This is a genomic window from Jeotgalibacillus proteolyticus, assembly GCF_002926065.1.
Classification (GTDB): domain Bacteria; phylum Bacillota; class Bacilli; order Bacillales; family Jeotgalibacillaceae; genus Jeotgalibacillus; species Jeotgalibacillus proteolyticus.
Map to the genome: position 1 here is coordinate 323690 of NZ_PREZ01000005.1, position 18195 is coordinate 341884.

The following is an 18195-nucleotide window of genomic DNA, read 5'->3' on the forward strand; positions in this document are numbered from 1 at the left end:
AGGAGGAGTAGCATGACCACTGTATATCCATCGATAAAGCGTATTTCAGGTAATAATATAGCCTCTCCAATCGGCTACCGCGCTGCCGGCCTTCATTGCGGCATAAAACACAAAAAAAATGATTTAGCTCTTTTAGTCAGTGACGTGCCGGCAAACGCTGCTGGCGTATACACCACAAATGTGGTTCAAGCTGCTCCACTCCTTGTAACAAAGGAAGCAATCGCAAAAACCGGAAAGATGCAGGCGATCATTGTCAATTCCGGTAACGCAAATGCCTGCACGGGAAAGCAGGGTTTTGCAGATGCCAGAACGATGCAAAACATGACAGCGCAGCAGCTTGGAATTGAAGATCATTTGGTCGGAGTCGCATCTACTGGTGTGATTGGCGAAAAAATGCCAATGGATTGTATTAAAAACGGGATTCCACGTTTAGAGCCTGCTGTTGGCCTTAAAGGCTCCATTGATTTTTCTCAATCCATCCTGACGACGGATACTGTTTCCAAAAACACTGCTTACCGTGTCGATATTGACGGCAAAACCGTAACAATCGCCGGAACTGCCAAAGGCTCTGGAATGATTCATCCGAATATGGCGACAATGCTCGGTTTTATTACAACGGATGCAGCCATTGAATCGAAGGATCTTCATGCTGCTTTAACATCCGTAGTAGATCGTACCTTTAATTCCATTACAGTGGATGGCGATACATCGACAAACGACATGGTCGTTGTGATGGCCAACGGGCTGGCCGGGAATAACACCCTCTCCCCTTCGCATCCGGATTGGGCAGTTTTTCTCCAGACACTTTTGCATGTATGCGAAGATCTGGGAAAAATGATTGCAAAGGATGGAGAAGGCGCAACGAAGCTGATTGAAGTAGAGGTTTCAGGGGCGATAAACGATACCGAAGCGCGTTCGATAGCCAAGACTGTAGTTGGATCTCCTTTAGTAAAAACAGCTGTTTTTGGCTGTGACGCAAACTGGGGAAGAATTCTGGCAGCAGTGGGGTACAGCGGAGCTACTCTGGATCCAAATGCGATCTTAATTCAAATAGGAAGCATGACTGTCGTTGAGGCCGGAGAGCCTGTCCCATTTTCAGAGGATGAGCTTATCGAGTATTTGAAGCAGCCAGAAATTAAATTAAAAGTGGATGTTCATCAGGGAAATGGACACGGACTTGCCTGGGGGTGTGATTTAACGTATGACTACGTCCAAATCAATGCCAGCTATCGTACCTAAGCCGATTACAGTGATTAAGCTTGGAGGAAGCCTGCTCCACACGCTGACTCCCTCTTTTTATACCCGACTGTCTGAGCTGCTTGCCAATGGTCATTCACTTGTCATTGTCCATGGCGGCGGGCCTGCTATAAATAAAAAGCTTGCTCAGCAGAAGATTGAAACACCTGTTAAAAACGGACTAAGGGTCACCTCTGCAAAAGCTATAGAAGTCGTCCAAACCACGCTGATCGGAAGAGTTAATCCTTCTCTTGTTCATCAATTAAACGCGGCTGGAATACAAGCTGTCGGCTTAAGCGGCTTTGACCATCATCTCCTGCTTTGTGATTACTTAGATAAAGAGATCTATGAATATGTGGGCAGCATACAGGAGGTTAAAACTGAACTGCTGACTACCCTTACACATAACGGTTACGTTCCCGTCGTCTCCTGTATCGGCACCACTGCAGACGGCCAGGCACTTAACATCAATGCTGATACGGTAGCTGGAAAGGTTGCCCACGCTTTAGACGCAGATGAATTGCTGCTTGTTACGGATACGCCGGGTATTAAAATTAATGACCAGACTCAAAAGGATGTTTCTTCTCAAGATATTGAACAATGGATTCAATCAGGAGATATTTACGGTGGCATGATTCCTAAATCAGAAGCTGCATTAAATTGCCTGAAGGAAGGCATTCCATCCGTTCAAATTGTGGGAGAATCCCTTACAGGAACAACTATATCCCAGGAGGTGGAAGCTCATGACTTTCCTGTTTAATAACTATGCAAGACGCTCGTTATCGATTGTAAAAGGGAAAGGAACGGTCGTTGAAGACTCTTCCGGTAAAAGCTATCTTGATTTTACAAGCGGTATTGCCGTCACTAATCTCGGGCATGCACACCCTGCCATTGTTGACGCCTTACAGCAGCAAAGTGAAAAGCTTTGGCATATTTCAAACCTTTTTGAAAGCCCGGAGCAGGAAAAGCTCGCTGAATCACTAGTCGACGGAACACCTCTTGCGCACGCTTTCTTTTGCAACAGTGGAGCAGAAGCAAATGAAGCAGCGATAAAGCTTTCAAGAAAGCACTCACAGAAGCATGTCATTATAACTTTTGAACAATCTTTTCACGGCCGGACCTTCGGCGCTATGTCAGCGACCGGTCAGGAAAAAGTAAAACAGGGCTTCGGTCCCCTTTTAGAATCATTCCGCACCGTGCCTTTTAATGATAAGGAAGCACTCGTTAATGCCGCAGATGATCAGGTGGCTGCCATTCTTATCGAGGTCATTCAGGGCGAGGGCGGCGTTAATGTCCTTGATCATGAGCTCGTTGAGACAATTAATACCTTATGCAGGGAAAAGAATATTTTACTGATAATAGATGAAGTGCAAACAGGAATCAGCCGTACCGGCACCAGGTATGCTTATGAGCAAACGAATTTAAAGCCTGATATTGTCACACTCGCCAAAGGCCTTGGCAACGGATTTCCGATTGGAGCAATGCTTGGCTCAGAGGAATTATTCGATTCATTTGGCCCCGGCACACATGGAACCACATTTGGCGGCAACCCGCTGGCTGTAAGTGTGGCCAGAAAGGTAACAGAGCTTGCCTTTCCGGATTCCTTTACAAATGAGGTTGCCGAAAAAGGAAGCTATCTGACAAAGCTTCTCTCCCCTCTTTTAGATAACGGGGCACTTAAAGCGATTAGAGGAAAAGGACTTCTCCTCGGTCTTGAATGTACAGACGAAGCAGCACCATTTATAAAACAGGCTGAGGAAGCAGGACTTCTGGTTGTTCCTGCGGGGCCAAATGTAATCAGGCTTCTACCTCCTCTGACCGTTTCAAAGGAAGAACTCGAACAGGCAGCTGACATACTAAAAAACATTCTTTTATCTACAGTCACCATCGACTCCTGATTCAGGAGTACTTTTTTAACGCAAAATGAATATTATTACATTCCCATTAATAATTATACAAAGGAGGATCCGATAGATGAAAGGTACATTATCGCTATCAAACGGCCAGTCATTTTCTGGAGTCTGGAAAGGAACAACAACTGACGTACAAGGTGAAATCGTTTTTTATACCGGTATGACAGGTTATGAAGAAGTATTAACTGATCCGTCCTATCACGGTCAAATTATTGTTTTTTCTTATCCCTTAATGGGACAGTACGGAATACAGCATGCTCATTTGGAGTCAGCAGAGATTCAGGTAGCAGGAATTGTCGTGACAGAGGTGTATGAAGGCGAGCTTGAAAAAGGAATTTCTTTACTTGATTTTGCCTCCTCACAGGGAGTTCCGTTAATGACAGGAGTAGACACCCGGTCTGTTATTAAAGTTATTCGCGAGGATGGAACGATGCAGGCTGTTATGAGCCTTGAAGGCAAACCTCTTCCCGCATGGGAGCCGATAAAAACCTTTCTTGTACCAAGCGTTACAGCCGCTTCCATTAAAACCTACGGGGAAGGAGCACCTCATATTGGCTTAATTGATTTTGGCTATAAGAAATCCATTTTAGAAGCGATGCTAAACCGGGGATGCAAGGTGACGGTTTTCCCTTACACCGTTTCAACAGAGGTGCTCGATTCCTACAAGCTGGACGGCCTGCTCTTTTCAAACGGCCCTGGGGATCCTTTCTCCTTACAGGAATATGTGCCAGTCTATCGCGGGTGGGTTGAGCGCTACCCTTCCCTTGGAATTTGTCTCGGTCACCAGTTACTCGCGCTGGCATTTGGCGCTACGACAACAAAACTTGCCTTTGGCCATCGGGGAGCAAACCATCCTGTTATGAACCTGAAATCACAACGGGTCAGCATGAGTTCTCAGAATCACAGCTACGTAGTTGAATTAAATGATCTTCCCGCCACTTTAGGCGTCTTATATTCAAATGTTAATGATCTAAGTATTGAAGGACTTTACCATAAAGAGCTGCCCATTATGACCGTTCAGTTTCACCCTGAAGCTTCGCCCGGGCCAGCTGAACACCACGAAGTATTCGAGCAATTCTTCCAATCCATTGATCAAGAAAAGAAGGTGTCTTAAATGCCCAAGCAAGACTCAATAAAAAAAGTCCTCGTCATCGGTTCCGGCGCCATCGTCATCGGGCAGGCAGCGGAATTTGACTATTCCGGAGCACAGGCCTGCACCGCGCTGAAGGAAGAAGGCATTGATGTTGTTCTAATTAATAATAATCCTGCGACTATCATGACGGACAAAACAATTGCCAATACCGTTTATTTTGAACCGCTGACAGCAGAAAGTGTTGCAGCTATCCTTGAAAAAGAGCGACCCGATGGCCTTTTAGCAACCGTTGGCGGCCAGACAGGATTAAATCTGGCGATGGAGCTGACAGATAAAGGGATTCTTGAACAATATGATGTAAAGCTTCTGGGGACCAATATTGACTCCATTAAACAAGCCGAGGACCGCGATGCCTTTCGTTCTCTTATGAATGCGCTCAATGAACCTGTACCGGAAAGCGATATTATTTATTCAATTGATCAGGCACTTACTTTTGCGAAAAGTGTAGGCTATCCGGTAATCGTCCGTCCCGCTTATACACTTGGCGGCTTTGGCGGCGGCATTGCGGAAGTGGAAGAAGACTTTATCAACCTTGTAAAGCAGGGTCTAAGCGCAAGCCCCATCCATCAGTGTCTGGTAGAAAAAAGCATTGCAGGCTATAAGGAAGTTGAATATGAAGTAATGCGTGACGCTGCCGGCACCTGCATAACGATTTGTAATATGGAAAACCTTGATCCGGTAGGCGTTCACACGGGAGATTCGATTGTTGTAGCACCAAGTCAGACGCTCCATGATAAGGAATACCATATGCTCAGAACAGCTTCGATAAAAATTATTGAAGCACTTGGGATAGTCGGAGGCTGCAATATTCAATTCGCCCTTCACCCTGTGACATCCGAGTATTTTCTTATTGAGGTTAACCCGCGGGTAAGCCGCTCGTCAGCTCTTGCTTCTAAAGCAACGGGCTACCCTATTGCCCGCCTTGCGACAAAACTGGCGGTTGGCTACAGTTTGCATGAGTTAAAAAATCCTGTGACCGGCACTACTTTTGCAAGCTTTGAGCCGGCACTTGATTATGTGACCGTTAAAATTCCGCGGTGGCCCTTTGACCAGTTTACTGAAGCACACCGGAAGCTTGGCACTCAGATGAAGGCTACCGGAGAAGTAATGGCGATTGAACGGAATATGGAGGCTGCTTTTCAAAAAGCTATACGCTCTTTGGATATAAAACTGGAAGGCTTCAGACTGCCGGCATTGGCAGACGAAAGTGATGAAAGCCTGAAATATCTCGCTGTAAATCCTGACGATCGCAGACTTTTCGTCCTGATCGAGCTGTTTATGCGCGGCTATTCGTTAAAAGAGCTTCAAGAGGCGACAGGTATTTCTCCGTACTTTTTATCTGTCCTTCAAAAAATTGTGTCGATGAAAAAAGAGCTTAAGGAATTTACCTGGACTGAAATAACAAAAGAGCGTCTTAACCATGCAAAGAAGCATGGCTTTAGTGACGCTGACTTAGCGAAGCTTTGGCGCGTTCCTGCTCAATTAATACGTGACCAGCGTAAAAAATGGGGCATTACTCCTTCTTACCGTATGGTTGATACGTGCGCAGCAGAATTTGAAGCGAAATCTAATTATTTTTATTCTACCTGGAGCGGAACATCAGATGAACGAAGCTCCTCTGCAAAAAAAGTTGCCGTTATTGGCTCAGGACCGATCCGGATCGGTCAGGGAATTGAATTTGATTACTGCTGTGTCCATAGCGTAATCGCTCTTCAAAAGCTTGGATACGAAGCGATCATGATTAACAATAACCCTGAGACAGTAAGTACAGATTACGAGGTAGCGGACGCACTTTACTTTGAACCGCTGACGACAGAGGATATTTTAAATGTTCTCGACTTCGAAGGAATCGACCAGGTAATTGTGCAATTTGGCGGCCAGACCTCCATAAATGTAGCAAAATCACTTGAAGCAGCAGGAATTACGATTCTGGGATCCACTTCTGAGATCCTGGATCAAATGGAGGACCGGGACCGTTTTTACTCTTTCCTAGAGTCCATTAAGTTACCTGTGATTCCGGGCTTTACAGCCAATCAGCCGGCTGAAATCTGGCAGGCAGTTGCTTCCATCGGCTACCCGATTCTTCTTAGACCGTCCTATGTAATCGGCGGCAGCGGAATGGTCAAACTGAATACAGAGCAGGAGCTCGATGACTTTCTTGCATCCGCCCAAATTGAATATCCTGTTTTAGTTGACCGCTTTATTGAAGGCAAAGAAGTTGAGGTTGACGTTTTAACGGATGGGGAAAATTCATGGATTTCTGCAGTATTTGAGCATATCGAAGGAACCGGGGTCCATTCAGGAGACAGCATTTCAATTACGCCTCCTCTGAATCTTCCGGCTAAGATGCTTGATTATGTCTGCAGCGTTTCAAAGCATATTGCTAAAAATATGTCCTTTAAAGGTCTTTTCAATATTCAGTTTGTCTGCCAGAAGGATGGTCTTTACGTGATCGAGATAAACCCGCGTGCATCCAGAACAGCACCGATCGCAAGCAAGGTCACAGATGTTCCTCTGGTACAGCATGCTACTGCTTTAATGCTAGGAAAAACCTTTGATGAGCTTAATATTATGGGCAGCTTTAATGGACAGCGCAAGTTTACGGTGAAAGCACCGGTCTTCTCACATGTTAAGCTTCCAGACCTCTCCCCTGCTCTATCACCGGTCATGACATCAACAGGTGAAGTCATCGCTTCTCATCATGATCCGAACATCGCTATGTATAAGGCGCTGACAGGGGCAAGCCAGCAGCTGGCGAACCTTTGGAAGGAAAGCGGGAGCATCTTTATTGAAGCGGCCTCCTGGTCAAAAATCGATGTAAAAGCGTGGGAGTCGTACGGATTTACCGTCCTGTCCTCCAGCAGCCTAAGCTTTGATGAGTGGATGGAGCGCGAAGATAAGAAGGTATATATCAATTTACACACAGACGCAGCTGCAAAAAACGAGAAAAAAGCAGCGATTCACCGTCTGCATGTTTGGACACGGCTTGAGACAGCTGAGGCTTATCTCGGCACACTCGGTCAATCTACATTACTTCAGAAAGGAGTGCTTGCATGAATTTCACTCACCCCTTAATTCCAGTAATTGAGCAGAAAAATCTGCTTTCCTTAAAGGATTTTACAACAAATGAAATTTTAGAGTTAATCCATTTTGCGGTTGAATTAAAAAAACCTGAAAATAAGCACCTTCCCCTTTTAAAAGGAAAGGTGCTCGGGATGATCTTTGAAAAGTCCTCCACCCGTACGCGTGTATCCTTTGAGGCAGGCATGCTTCAGCTAGGAGGGCACGCCATGTACTTAAGCACCCGCGATATTCAAATGGGCAGAGGAGAAACCATCGCTGATACCGCCCGTGTCTTATCCGGTTATTTAGATGGCGTTATGATCCGCACCTTTAAGCAGGAAACGGTGGATGAGCTGGCGCAGAACAGCTCCGTTCCGGTTATTAACGGGCTGACAGATGAATATCATCCGTGCCAGATCCTTGCAGACCTATTAACCATTTATGAGCATTTCGGGACCTTTAAAGGAAAAAAATTAACCTATATTGGAGACGGAAATAATGTGGCTCATTCACTAATGATCGGTGCGGCAAAGGTTGGCATGGACTGCACGATTGCGGCCCCGGCAAGCTACTTCCCGCGCGCTGAAATGGTAGAGTTTGCCCAATCCATTGCCAGCCAGACCGGAGCCAAAATTGAAGTTGTAGAGGATCCAATAACTGCTGTAACAGGCAGTGATATCATTTACACAGACGTATGGGCAAGCATGGGCCAGGAGGAAGAGGCGCTTGAACGCACCCGTCACTTTACTCCTTATCAGGTAAATGATGAGCTCGTTAAGCATGCAAATCCTAATTATATTTTTATGCACTGCCTTCCTGCCCACCGTGAAGAAGAGGTCACTACCTCCATTCTTGAAGGACCTCATTCAGTCGTTTTTCAGGAGGCTGAAAATCGTCTCCACGCGCAAAAGGCACTTTTAGTTGCATTGATCAAATAGTTGTATGAGAACCAAAGACTTACCGAATATTTTAAAACGTGAGGTGAACGGAGCGGAAGGTGGCGACTCCAGCTTAGATGAAGCGGGAGCTGAAGATCCACTTGCTGAAAGCAAGTTAACGAAGGGCCCCGCCCCGCGGAAAGCGCCCGCCTGAAGCGCAGTGAACCGGATCAAAGAAGCTGAGACTCACATATGTCTCAGCTTCTTTATTTCGAGAAAAGAATTCTGTCAGCGCTTACACACCAAATGTATTTCCTCCATTAACGGACAGGGACTGACCAGTGATGAATTTTGAGTCTTCAGAGGCTAAAAACACAACTGCATTCCCAATATCCGTTCCTTCCCCTGTTTTTCTTAGTGGAACCTGCTTCGCGTAGCCGCCTGGATCGATCCCCTCATGCCTCTCCACTGGAATAAACCCGGGGTTAATCAGATTTACCGTAATTCCAAAAGGTCCAAGTTCACTTGCCCACGACCGCGTCATGCCAAGCTGGGCTGATTTGGCGGTTACATAATTGGCAAAGCTCGGATTACCTAACTGGACTACTTCACTTCCAATCGTAATAATTCTCCCTGCTCTTCTTTCCTTCATTTCAGGAAGCAATGCTTGAGTGAGCAGCAGGGGTGCTTTTACAAAAAAGTGAAGCTGGTCTAAATAATCCTGCCATGTGCTCTCTTCAATTCCAAGCTCAGGCTGGGGCCCCGTGGCGTTATTTACGAGAATATCAATTTCTCCCCCTGCTTTTTCTTTTGCCTCTCTTATTAATTCTTTTACTGCTGTTTCATCTGTAATATCTCCTTTTACCGCATAAGCATTCCCTGCACCAATTGAATTAATTTCTTCTACTGTTTTGTTAGCTGTTTGTTCATTGTGCGCAAAATTTACTAAAACAGTTGCGCCAGCCCGGGCTAACTCCTTGCTTATGTATCTCCCCAATCCTTTTGATCCTCCTGTTACAAGGGCTACTTTTCCTTCAAGACGATGTTGAGTTCCCATTCTCATTCTCCTTATCCTTTAACTAGTTAAATAGTTTTAATTTTCACTAAACTAATTTTATCATTATTTCATTGTTCTTCCTCCTTAAAATGTTATTTTCTTATGTTTCATCCAATTTTCTTATATAATAGGGGGAAATTACTGCAAGCAGGAGGAAAAGAAATGCCGATGCTGATCCAATTTGCTCATTCCGATTCAAACTTCATGTTTTCAGCAGTTCCTATATTTATTGCCATCGTATTTATTATTGTTTTTGGCCTTCTCATTTTTACAGCTATTAAAGGAGTTTCAGTGTGGTCGATGAATAATCGTTCCCCTCAGGAAACGAAGCAGGCATTTGTTCTGACTAAACGAACACAAAACCGCCATGTCGGAAGCAACCATCATCATAACTCAACTACTCAGTACTACATCACATTCGAGCTGTCTTCCGGGAGCCGTATGGAGCTTCAGGTTCAAGGAAAGGATTATGGTCTGCTTGCTGAAGGGGATAAAGGTACGGTCCATTATCAAGGAACACGTTTTCTTGATTTTACACGAGAAGCTTCATCTGAAGAATAGCGGCTCGAGAAATGCGGAAGTAAAAAATATGGTATACTGTTGGCAGTATTAGAACAATAAGAATATGACCGGAGGCACTATGCTTACATTTGAAGAAAAACTGTCCATTTTTGAATCCTACCCTGAACTTACCCGTAAAGAGGTTTCCTTAGGCCGTGTGAATTTCCATTTTGATGAGAGCAAAAGAGATAAATCACTCGTTGGCTATCATATCCACCCAAATGGCAACGGATTTATTTTCGGAGGATTTGTAAAAGGCTATAAGAAAAATGATAAAGGCATGATCAATATTCGGGAGTTCCCGGAAGAAGATATTCGTCTGCTGATCGAAAAATCCATTCGTTCTCTTTCAATAGAACCGCAGGAGGAGCTGGCTGATTTTGAGGCTGCAGTCGAAGAAACATGGGCAAATGCAAATCTGCAAACACTTCTTCTTACAAAAGAAGATGATATGTGGAGTGTCTATGCAGGTAAAAACCTCGAGGGGATCTTCCCTTCCTACAATGAAGCAGCGGCTTACCTAGAGGAAGAAGGATTTACGAAAAAAAGATACTAAAAAAAGCTTATCAGGAGATCCTGATAAGCTTTTTTTGTTATTTTTATTTATCTGTTGTTTCTCACTTTACGATTTGAATCCTTTTCACTTTCATCCAGGTCACTATGCTTATGCTGAAGATTTTCATCCTCTACTGACTGACCGCCCCAAAGACGGTTTTCATCGTCTTCGTATTTTTCAACTTGGCGGTTATCAACCTCGACATCATCGCCAAGGCGCACAGTGTCTTCATTCTTATTGGAGTACGTTCCGGATGTACCGGTAGAGCGCTCACGATCCTCCCACTCGCCATTATCGACAGAAGAGTCCTGTGCCGTTCTCCCCTCCTGGTCCGGGCGAATATCATTTCTTGGTGTTCCGGCATCAACTGTATCATCGGACTTTTCCATGTTAATCGGATTGCTTCCGTTGTCACTTCCAGAAGGGCTGCCAAAGCGCTCTTTATCCTCTTCTGATGGTCCAAGATTTTTACCGTTATCACTGCCGGACTCCGTATGGGTAGACTCATCCGTGTTCGTAAAGTTTGTTCCTCTTGTCGTGCGGTCCTGCTCAAGACCTGTTGGAGGTGCGATATTTTCATCTCCGTAATACGGATTTTTATCGGTTGCCTGGACGCCGTTTCTTTCCTGGTCTTCAGGGTAAGGTGAGCGGGTGTCATCCTTAACAGTTCCTGCTGCTCCGCCGTATTCTCTATCTGCGTAAAGCAGAAATGCACCGTTATTTACATCGTCGTAATAACGCTCTGCGTCTTCTCGTTCCATTCCCATCCGGTTAAACGCTTCACGTACCGGGGAATCTCCTGTTACAAAGGCTTTAAACTTGTCCATCCAGTTTCCTTCTGATGACTCTAGGTCTACATCTGTACGGCCTCTTACTAAGGAAAGCTCATCCTTGTCTCTGGCCATCACATACATATCCTCTTCTCTATATCCCTGTGCTTTTAATTCTTCGATTTTTTCCAGAATACGCTCTTCTGAGTTAAAGGTTTCTACAAAATTCTTCGCCATTTTATATTCCTCCTCATTATTTTAAGCTTCGCTGTGTATCTTTACTTTTCTGGAATAGCTTACTAGTAAAATACCCGCCTCACACCTTTTAAAACTGTTTTTAGAGAGCTGGAGTGGAAATTAATTCTAAATTATGAACAGAAGATTGAAAGAACACAAAAAAAGTTGAGACAAATGTGTGTCTCAACCCTTTATATCCGGTTCACTGCGCTTCAGGCTGACGCTTTCCGCGGGGCGAGGATATCAAGCTCCCGCTTCATCCCGCTGGAGTCGCCGCCTTCCGCTCCGTTTACCTCGCGTTTCTTAACGAATTAACCATGAAATGTATCCTTTTTCAGTTAACGTTATGTCTTACATTCTACTGACAGAGTACTATTCTCTGTTCATGTCACTTGGATGTGGACCTTTACGTTCGTTGCGGTCCAGATTGTTAATCGTGTTCATTTCATCTTGAGTTAATTCAAAGTCAAAGACATTGAAGTTTGACTCAATTCTTGACGGTGTAACGGATTTTGGAATAACGATTGCATTGCTTTGCAGATGCCAGCGAATGACAACCTGTGCCGGCTCTTTTCCATACTTTTCTGCAATATTGCGAATCGTTTCGTCCTCAAGCACTGCTCCGCCCTGCATAATCGGGCTCCATGATTCGATGAAAATATCATGCTCTGCACAGAATGCTTTAAGTTCGTGCTGCCCTAGGTAAGGGTGGCATTCTACCTGATTAACTGCCGGTTTTACTGTACACTCATCCAGCAGGCGCTGCAGATGTTCAACTTCAAAGTTACACACACCGATTGCTTTTACTTTTCCGTCTTCATAGAGCTTTTCCATTGCTTTATAGGTTTCAATATACTTGTCCTTTGATGGAACCGGCCAGTGAATTAAATAAAGATCCACATAATCAAGGCCAAGCTTTTCTAAGCTTTCATCAAGGGCTTTAATGGTTGTATCATAGCCCTGATCTGCATTCCATACTTTAGTCGTAATAAAGAGCTCTTCACGGGATACTCCGGACGCTTTAATTCCTTCGCCTACCCCTGTCTCATTTTGGTAGATTGCTGCTGTGTCAATTGAGCGGTATCCTACTTCAATTGCCTTTTTAACAGCATCTGCTGCAACCTTTCCATCCTCAACCTGCCAGACACCAAGTCCAATTTGAGGCATTTCGATTCCATTATTCAGCTTAATTGTTTGCATATTAAAAGCTCCTTTCGAAATACGAAATTTTTACTTCATAAGTATAATCAGACCATTTCTAAAAATCTATTATTTAGTACCGTTAAATGTCCAAATCTGGTAAATCAATCATAAAACAAACTTTTGAATTGCTTTTGCCACGCCATCTTCTTCGTTGGATTCGGTGACCCAGTCTGCCGCTTTCTTAACAGCCGCCTGGGCATTTCCCATCGCCACACCAATGCCTGCTTCATTAATCATTGCTAAATCATTCAGGCTGTCGCCCACTGCCATTACCTCATCCATGGTGAAGCCAAGTCTGTCACATACCTTGCGAATCGCCGCTGCCTTATTTATCCCTGCAGCGTTTACTTCAATATTGGTTTCACTCGAGTTCGATAGCTCAAGCTCTTTATTTAATGAAAGCTCTTCCCTGATGCTTTCCCGAATAGCGTCATCCTCTATGTCAAAGCCAAATTTCAGCCATTCATGCTCATCCAATGCTTTCGGGAATTCTGTTTTTTTATTCCACACTCCCCCAACAGTCGAGGACCAGAAGTGCGTGTCATGCTTTTGCGCAAGCTCATACATTTGTTCAATATGAGAGATATCGATCATGGTCCGCTCAATCAGATTCAAATCTGCATCCCATATTTCACTTCCATTGACTGTGATCAAATAAGAAGCAAGCTCTAGTGACTCAACGATCTCCTTGCAATAAACAAGCGGCCGTCCTGTGCTGACCATCACCGTAACACCTTTTTGCTGCGCTTTTTTGATCGCTTTTCGATTTTCCTCAGATACTGAATGATCCTGTTTTAGCAGCGTTCCATCCATATCAAGTGCAATTAACTTTATCTTTCCTGCTTCCATTTTCACTAAACTCCTCCCTTATCCTTTCCTATTTTATTAGTATAGCCTGATTCATTTTTATAATCGAACGGAACCACCATTTTACTTATCCCCTAAAATTTATTCCTTTAATCTGAAGGAGAATTACCTCTTTTCGTCAAATACAGTTTTATACACACTAATCGGAGGTTCCTTATGCGTCTAAAGAAAAAAGTAAAGTACAACCTTTATGGCATAGCACTGGCAACTGTCCTTCTTGCCATAAACCTGCTTGTCCCCACCCCTTCCTATCAGACTGCTTCCCTTGAACGTTATTTGGAAGAAAATATTGCATGGAACAATACTGGCGGCGTTATCACAGACGCTTATAAGATTTATGGTGAAAAAGAGGATGAGCTTTATTTATGGTATACCTTTGAGGAATGGAACAGAGAAAACCAGGACATAGAAGCAGGTGCTTCCCTTCCTGTTGTTATTTTACTAAATGAACAAGAAGAAGCTGTCGGACATAAAGTTCCGGACGATGGATCCAATTATACAAACAGCGTAAAGGAGCTCTTTCCTTTCTATGTACGAGTGCGAATGAACCATGACGGCGTCCCCCTCTCTCTGCGCCAATCTATTAATATACAGCAAAAAGCCCTTCCGCCGGTGGAGGAAGAAGAAGCTGCAGGGAATGGTCAATAACTGGGGTTACTCATTAAGTATAGATTGTTGGGTAGGACAGTTTTAGGCTGGGACAAATATGCCTCAACCTAAAATTACCCGGTTCACTGCGCTTCAGGGGGATGTTTTTCGCGGGACGGGGCCCTTCGCTAACTTGCTTTGCAAGTGGATCTCAAGCTCCCGCTTCCTCCCGCAGGAGTCACCCCCTTACGCTCCGTTCACCTCACGTTTCTAATATTATTGTTATATCCCAGGCTTAGTTTCGTTTGAGCTTTCTCCTTTCACCTAATTTTAATCAGGCGCTGTTCCGGTCGGTATTTTTCTCAGAGCTGTCCCCTGGTTCATCAATGAATTTGAAATATGGCAGAAGAAGCCCAGCTAAAGAAACAGTGCAAATAATTGATCCGATTAGTAAATAAAGTGGTCTGATTCCCCAAATCTCACTCAATATACTGCCTGCAACTATCCCCAATGGCATAGCCGCTCTAATAATGAATAGACGTACAGATGTAATCTTCCCCATCATCTCATTAGGAACCGTCTGTTGAACAATTGTCAGGTTATGAATGCTAAAGATAGCCATCGCAATTCCTGCAATCACTTCTACCGTAATAGCCAGCACAATACTATAGTTAACGCCCAGAACGATAAACGTCAGACCGCCAGCTACCAGTGAGCCCAGCATTAGGTTTCTCCTGCTTTGATACTTAATTTTACCGACAAAAATGGCACCAATTATATAGCCTAATGGAAAGCCAGCCATGAAATACCCGTAATGAGCATAGCTCCCCGACAGTTCATTTGTTATGTAAGGAAGTGTTACAACCATCGTCACTCCCACTCCGAATTGAACAAAAGCTAAAAAGATTCCTAACCAGACCATAATTGGTTTTGTGAAAAAGTAGGAGATCCCCTCTCTAAATTGCGCGAGCCATGATTTCCGTATAGTCTCAAGATTTTTTCGTTCCTGAATCATCAGCAGCAGTGTTCCACTTATAAGAAGTGTTATGCAAACGAATAATAAGGTAGCCCTTACCCCGGTATACTCGATTACTACTCCCCCTAGTAACGGAGCAGAAAAAGTCATAAGTCTTACGGAGCCATCGATATACGCATTTGCTGTTCCCAATTGTGCAGCCGGAACAATTGTAGGTGTTATCGCCTGATTTGCGGGTGTATAAGCAGGTGCTATTAACCCAACAATAATTTGAACCGCGTAAATGTGCCAAACCTGCAGATCTCCTGAGATCAGCGCGATTAATGGCACTAAAAAGACCAACCCTTTTCCCCACTGCGAAAGAATCATGATCCATTTTCTACTCCACCAGTCAATAAATGGACCAATAAATAATTGAAGAACTAAGGAAGGCAAAAAGTACAAAAGCCACATACTCCCTAGAGCCATTGTAGAATTTGTGAGTTGATAAACGAGGATCGAATTGCAAAAAGTCCCAAAAGCTCCTCCAAGCTCAGAAATAACATTTCCTATCCAAACAAATAAGAACTGCCGATTTTTTAAGATGCTCCTTTTCATGTCCCCCCTTCACCCTCTGTCCTATTTAGTTAAATAGCTTTCCAATTCCTCTGCTAATCTTTGTATTCCGCGTTTTTTTAATGAATATTTTGATTCAACAATCTCAACTAATTTTGCTGACCTGAGAATTTTAAGGTGATGGTGTATCGTTGATTTCCCCATTTCCATTTTTTCTGTTATGTCCTGTAGTGACAAGTTTTCTTCGTAAAGCAATTTTACAATTCTCAGACGAATCTCATCACCTAAAGCTTTATATTTAAGTGTTAAAAAGTTATCCGGTGTGAAGCGGTCTTTAGGAGTTATACTTTCATTTGAAACAGGATAATAAAAGACCTTTGTTTCTTCTATATCTGCTTCTATATTCCATGGCCTGTAAATACGTTGAGGAATTAACAGAACTTTAGATACACCAGGCTCCGGTTTATACGCAATCCCGCCTGTCGCCCATTCGAGAAATTCTTCAGGATCCATTTTCCCCTTAGCTTTCTTTTTATTTTCATAGTCAATTTGCAAAATTTGCTGTGAACGCTTTTCATCATTTTTTATAAAAGCTTCATTCCAGAGTTTCATCACTTTAATTAAATGAGTTCTAAGATGCTGAGCATCAACCCCGCTAATAAATTCTATATATTTAGGAAAAAACGGATTGGCTTTTGTTACCTCTTTTAATGTGTTTACTGCTTCTTCCTGATTTAAAGCAGCTCTTTTTCTAATCTCTTGAAACCTTAATCCCGTATAAGGTAAACAATAAAATTTTAACTCTTCATCAGCTAGCTTCTGAAGACAGATAACAAAATCATTTATATCCTCAAAATGTTTTAGGTGAAGAAGCTGCAACAATGACTTCCAAGTATTATTGTTTTCAACATAATCAAGCTCCTTTATTAATTCATCTGGTAAAGATTCTTTAATTTCCAGCCATTCTCCTTCTGTTTTCTCAAGAGAATCATGTAATGCTGAATTAGTAATTGCCGCTATCCCTAATGCACATTCCCACAATATTGAATAGGTTAAATTGATTTCATACGTTTCCCTTTTCTTACTTGCGAGATTTAAGATATTCACCTTATTCCCCACCCCTCTTCACTTGTTATAAACTATTCTATATTTTTTGAATTTTAAATTCAATATTTTTAGAATTTATTTTTTTAAAAAAATTATCTATTCTAGTAATTGATTTTTGAGTGCAATACTAAACTCCATTAGAAGGATCAAATCAATGCTAAATTAGTTGATTGAAGTGGAAGGGGGTGACTCCTGCGGGATGAAGCGGAAAGGCTGAGATCCACTTGCGAAGCAAGTTAGCTCAGCTTCCGCCCCGCGGAAAGCATCCCCCTGCAACGGAAATCAACACGCCCCATTAAGACCCAACACCCCTATAACTCAAAATGTAAATGCATCCCCTATTCCTTCTCTCAAACTTAAAAATAAATTGTGAGAATATTAAAATTTCCTATTGCATTTGTCATCTGTATGTAATATGCTCTAGATGTGAAAACGATTTCATATTTCATGGGGGTGTTCCTATAGGAGGGTGAGCGCTTGTATACCATCAAAGATGTAGCGTTAAAAGCTGGGTTATCACAGGCTACCGTATCAAGAGTAATCAACAACCATCCTTATGTCAGCGAAGATAAAAAGCGCGCCGTACAACAGGCTATGGATGAACTTGGTTATGTTCCAAACTCTTCTGCACAGCGGTTGCGAAATATTAAAACAAATAAAGTTGCTGTTCTTGTATCACGAATTGTAAATCCTTTCTTTAGCCAGCTGGTAGATGCAATGGAAAGACAGGCTGCCACAGCAGGCTATCAATTGATCCTTTGTAATACGAGAATTGATCCAAAAAAGGAACTGGATTTTTTTCAGCTTCTTAAATCAAAGCAGGTAGACGGCATTATCATGGCTTCTGCTGAAAATCGTTGGAGTGCCATTGAACCTTTCACCAAATATGGACCAATTATTTATTGCAATGAATATGATCCGGATGCAACAGTTACGAGAGTCAGACTTGACCAGATAGAAGGCGGCTACATCGGTACCAGACACTTACTTGATAAAGGGCACCGAAAAATTGCATACTGTCAGGGCAATGATAGCAGCGTTTCAACGAATCGACGCAAAGGCTTTTTGAAAGCGGTTACAGAAGCGGGTATGGAACCGAATCCGGACTGGATGTTTAAAAATATCTTCACCATTGAGGATGGACGAAGAATTTTCAACCATTTAAGAGAATTACCTGACTCCCCTACTGCTATTTTTACAGGCAGTGATGAAGTTGCTGCAGGAATTATTAAAGAAGCCCAGGCTCATTCATGGCAAGTACCCGAGGATTTAGCAGTGGTTGGCTTTGATGACCAGCCGATCGCAGAGCTGCTGGACCCTCAGATTACGACGATTAATCAATTTACTAGCGACATTGGCATTAAAGCCATGGAAGTAATGCTGGAAATCATTAACCAGCCATCCTTAAATACATCTAGGGATATTTTATTGCCGCTCCATTTAATTGAAAGACAATCAACTTAAAAATAAGGGGG

General features: G+C 43.2%; 17 protein-coding genes. 11 read left to right on the forward strand and 6 right to left on the reverse strand.

Annotated features, from left to right (window positions below):
* The first annotated feature begins 12 nt into the window (after positions 1-12).
* From argJ to C4B60_RS21520, 7 genes are all read left to right on the forward strand, one after another.
* Positions 13-1239, forward strand: a complete 1227-nt coding sequence (gene argJ, locus C4B60_RS14695; RefSeq protein ID WP_104058776.1) for a bifunctional glutamate N-acetyltransferase/amino-acid acetyltransferase ArgJ — start codon at positions 13-15, stop codon at positions 1237-1239.
* Positions 1202-1996, forward strand: a complete 795-nt coding sequence (argB, locus tag C4B60_RS14700; protein WP_104058777.1) for an acetylglutamate kinase — start codon at positions 1202-1204, stop codon at positions 1994-1996. The genes argJ and argB overlap by 38 nt, the downstream gene beginning before the upstream one ends.
* Positions 1980-3134, forward strand: coding sequence for an acetylornithine transaminase (locus C4B60_RS14705; RefSeq protein WP_104058778.1), 1155 nt, complete (start codon positions 1980-1982; stop codon positions 3132-3134). The genes argB and C4B60_RS14705 overlap by 17 nt, the downstream gene beginning before the upstream one ends.
* Before the next feature lie 76 nt (positions 3135-3210).
* On the forward strand, positions 3211-4263 hold the full coding sequence (locus tag C4B60_RS14710) for a carbamoyl phosphate synthase small subunit (protein WP_104058779.1): 1053 nt from the start codon (positions 3211-3213) through the stop codon (positions 4261-4263).
* Positions 4264-7359 carry a carbamoyl-phosphate synthase (glutamine-hydrolyzing) large subunit gene (locus tag C4B60_RS14715; protein WP_104058780.1) on the forward strand — a complete coding sequence of 1032 codons (3096 nt, stop codon included), beginning with the start codon at positions 4264-4266 and terminating at the stop codon, positions 7357-7359. It abuts the gene before it with no gap.
* Positions 7356-8303 carry an ornithine carbamoyltransferase gene (gene argF / locus C4B60_RS14720; protein WP_104058781.1) on the forward strand — a complete coding sequence of 316 codons (948 nt, stop codon included), beginning with the start codon at positions 7356-7358 and terminating at the stop codon, positions 8301-8303. The genes C4B60_RS14715 and argF overlap by 4 nt, the downstream gene beginning before the upstream one ends.
* 4 nt (positions 8304-8307) lie before the next feature.
* Positions 8308-8457 carry a hypothetical protein gene (locus C4B60_RS21520; RefSeq protein WP_167578678.1) on the forward strand — a complete coding sequence of 50 codons (150 nt, stop codon included), beginning with the start codon at positions 8308-8310 and terminating at the stop codon, positions 8455-8457.
* 81 nt (positions 8458-8538) lie between these two features.
* Here the strand turns inward: C4B60_RS21520 and C4B60_RS14725 are convergent, their stop codons facing one another.
* Complete coding sequence (locus C4B60_RS14725; protein WP_104058782.1) at positions 8539-9300, reverse strand: SDR family NAD(P)-dependent oxidoreductase; 762 nt, start codon at positions 9298-9300, stop codon at positions 8539-8541.
* A gap of 162 nt (positions 9301-9462) precedes the next feature.
* Between C4B60_RS14725 and C4B60_RS14730 the strand changes: the two genes are divergently transcribed.
* Positions 9463-9861, forward strand: a complete 399-nt coding sequence (locus tag C4B60_RS14730) for a DUF2500 domain-containing protein (protein WP_245153992.1) — start codon at positions 9463-9465, stop codon at positions 9859-9861.
* Between the two features lie 79 nt (positions 9862-9940).
* Positions 9941-10417, forward strand: a complete 477-nt coding sequence (locus tag C4B60_RS14735; RefSeq protein ID WP_104058783.1) for a hypothetical protein — start codon at positions 9941-9943, stop codon at positions 10415-10417.
* A 47-nt stretch (positions 10418-10464) separates the two neighbouring features.
* Here C4B60_RS14735 and C4B60_RS14740 read toward each other — a convergent pair whose 3' ends face one another.
* The 3 genes from C4B60_RS14740 to C4B60_RS14750 form a co-directional block, all read right to left on the reverse strand.
* Positions 10465-11424 carry a YflT domain-containing protein gene (locus C4B60_RS14740; RefSeq protein ID WP_104058784.1) on the reverse strand — a complete coding sequence of 320 codons (960 nt, stop codon included), beginning with the start codon at positions 11422-11424 and terminating at the stop codon, positions 10465-10467.
* 372 nt (positions 11425-11796) lie between these two features.
* On the reverse strand, positions 11797-12624 hold the full coding sequence (locus C4B60_RS14745; RefSeq protein WP_104058785.1) for an aldo/keto reductase: 828 nt from the start codon (positions 12622-12624) through the stop codon (positions 11797-11799).
* 108 nt (positions 12625-12732) lie between these two features.
* A complete protein-coding gene (locus C4B60_RS14750; RefSeq protein ID WP_104058786.1) occupies positions 12733-13476 on the reverse strand; it encodes a Cof-type HAD-IIB family hydrolase in 744 nt (247 codons plus the stop codon).
* 174 nt (positions 13477-13650) lie between these two features.
* Here C4B60_RS14750 and C4B60_RS14755 point away from each other — a divergent pair, with 174 nt between their 5' ends.
* A complete protein-coding gene (locus tag C4B60_RS14755; protein ID WP_104058787.1) occupies positions 13651-14142 on the forward strand; it encodes a hypothetical protein in 492 nt (163 codons plus the stop codon).
* A gap of 274 nt (positions 14143-14416) precedes the next feature.
* Here the strand turns inward: C4B60_RS14755 and C4B60_RS14760 are convergent, their stop codons facing one another.
* Both C4B60_RS14760 and C4B60_RS14765 read right to left on the reverse strand, forming a co-directional pair.
* A complete protein-coding gene (locus C4B60_RS14760; protein WP_104058788.1) occupies positions 14417-15655 on the reverse strand; it encodes an MFS transporter in 1239 nt (412 codons plus the stop codon).
* A 21-nt stretch (positions 15656-15676) separates the two neighbouring features.
* A complete protein-coding gene (locus tag C4B60_RS14765) occupies positions 15677-16720 on the reverse strand; it encodes an ArsR/SmtB family transcription factor (protein WP_104058789.1) in 1044 nt (347 codons plus the stop codon).
* 477 nt (positions 16721-17197) lie between these two features.
* Here C4B60_RS14765 and C4B60_RS14770 point away from each other — a divergent pair, with 477 nt between their 5' ends.
* The gene (locus C4B60_RS14770; protein WP_104058790.1) at positions 17198-18184 is read left to right on the forward strand and encodes a LacI family DNA-binding transcriptional regulator; all 987 of its coding nucleotides are present in this window, start codon (positions 17198-17200) and stop codon (positions 18182-18184) included.
* The last annotated feature ends 11 nt before the right edge of the window (positions 18185-18195 follow it).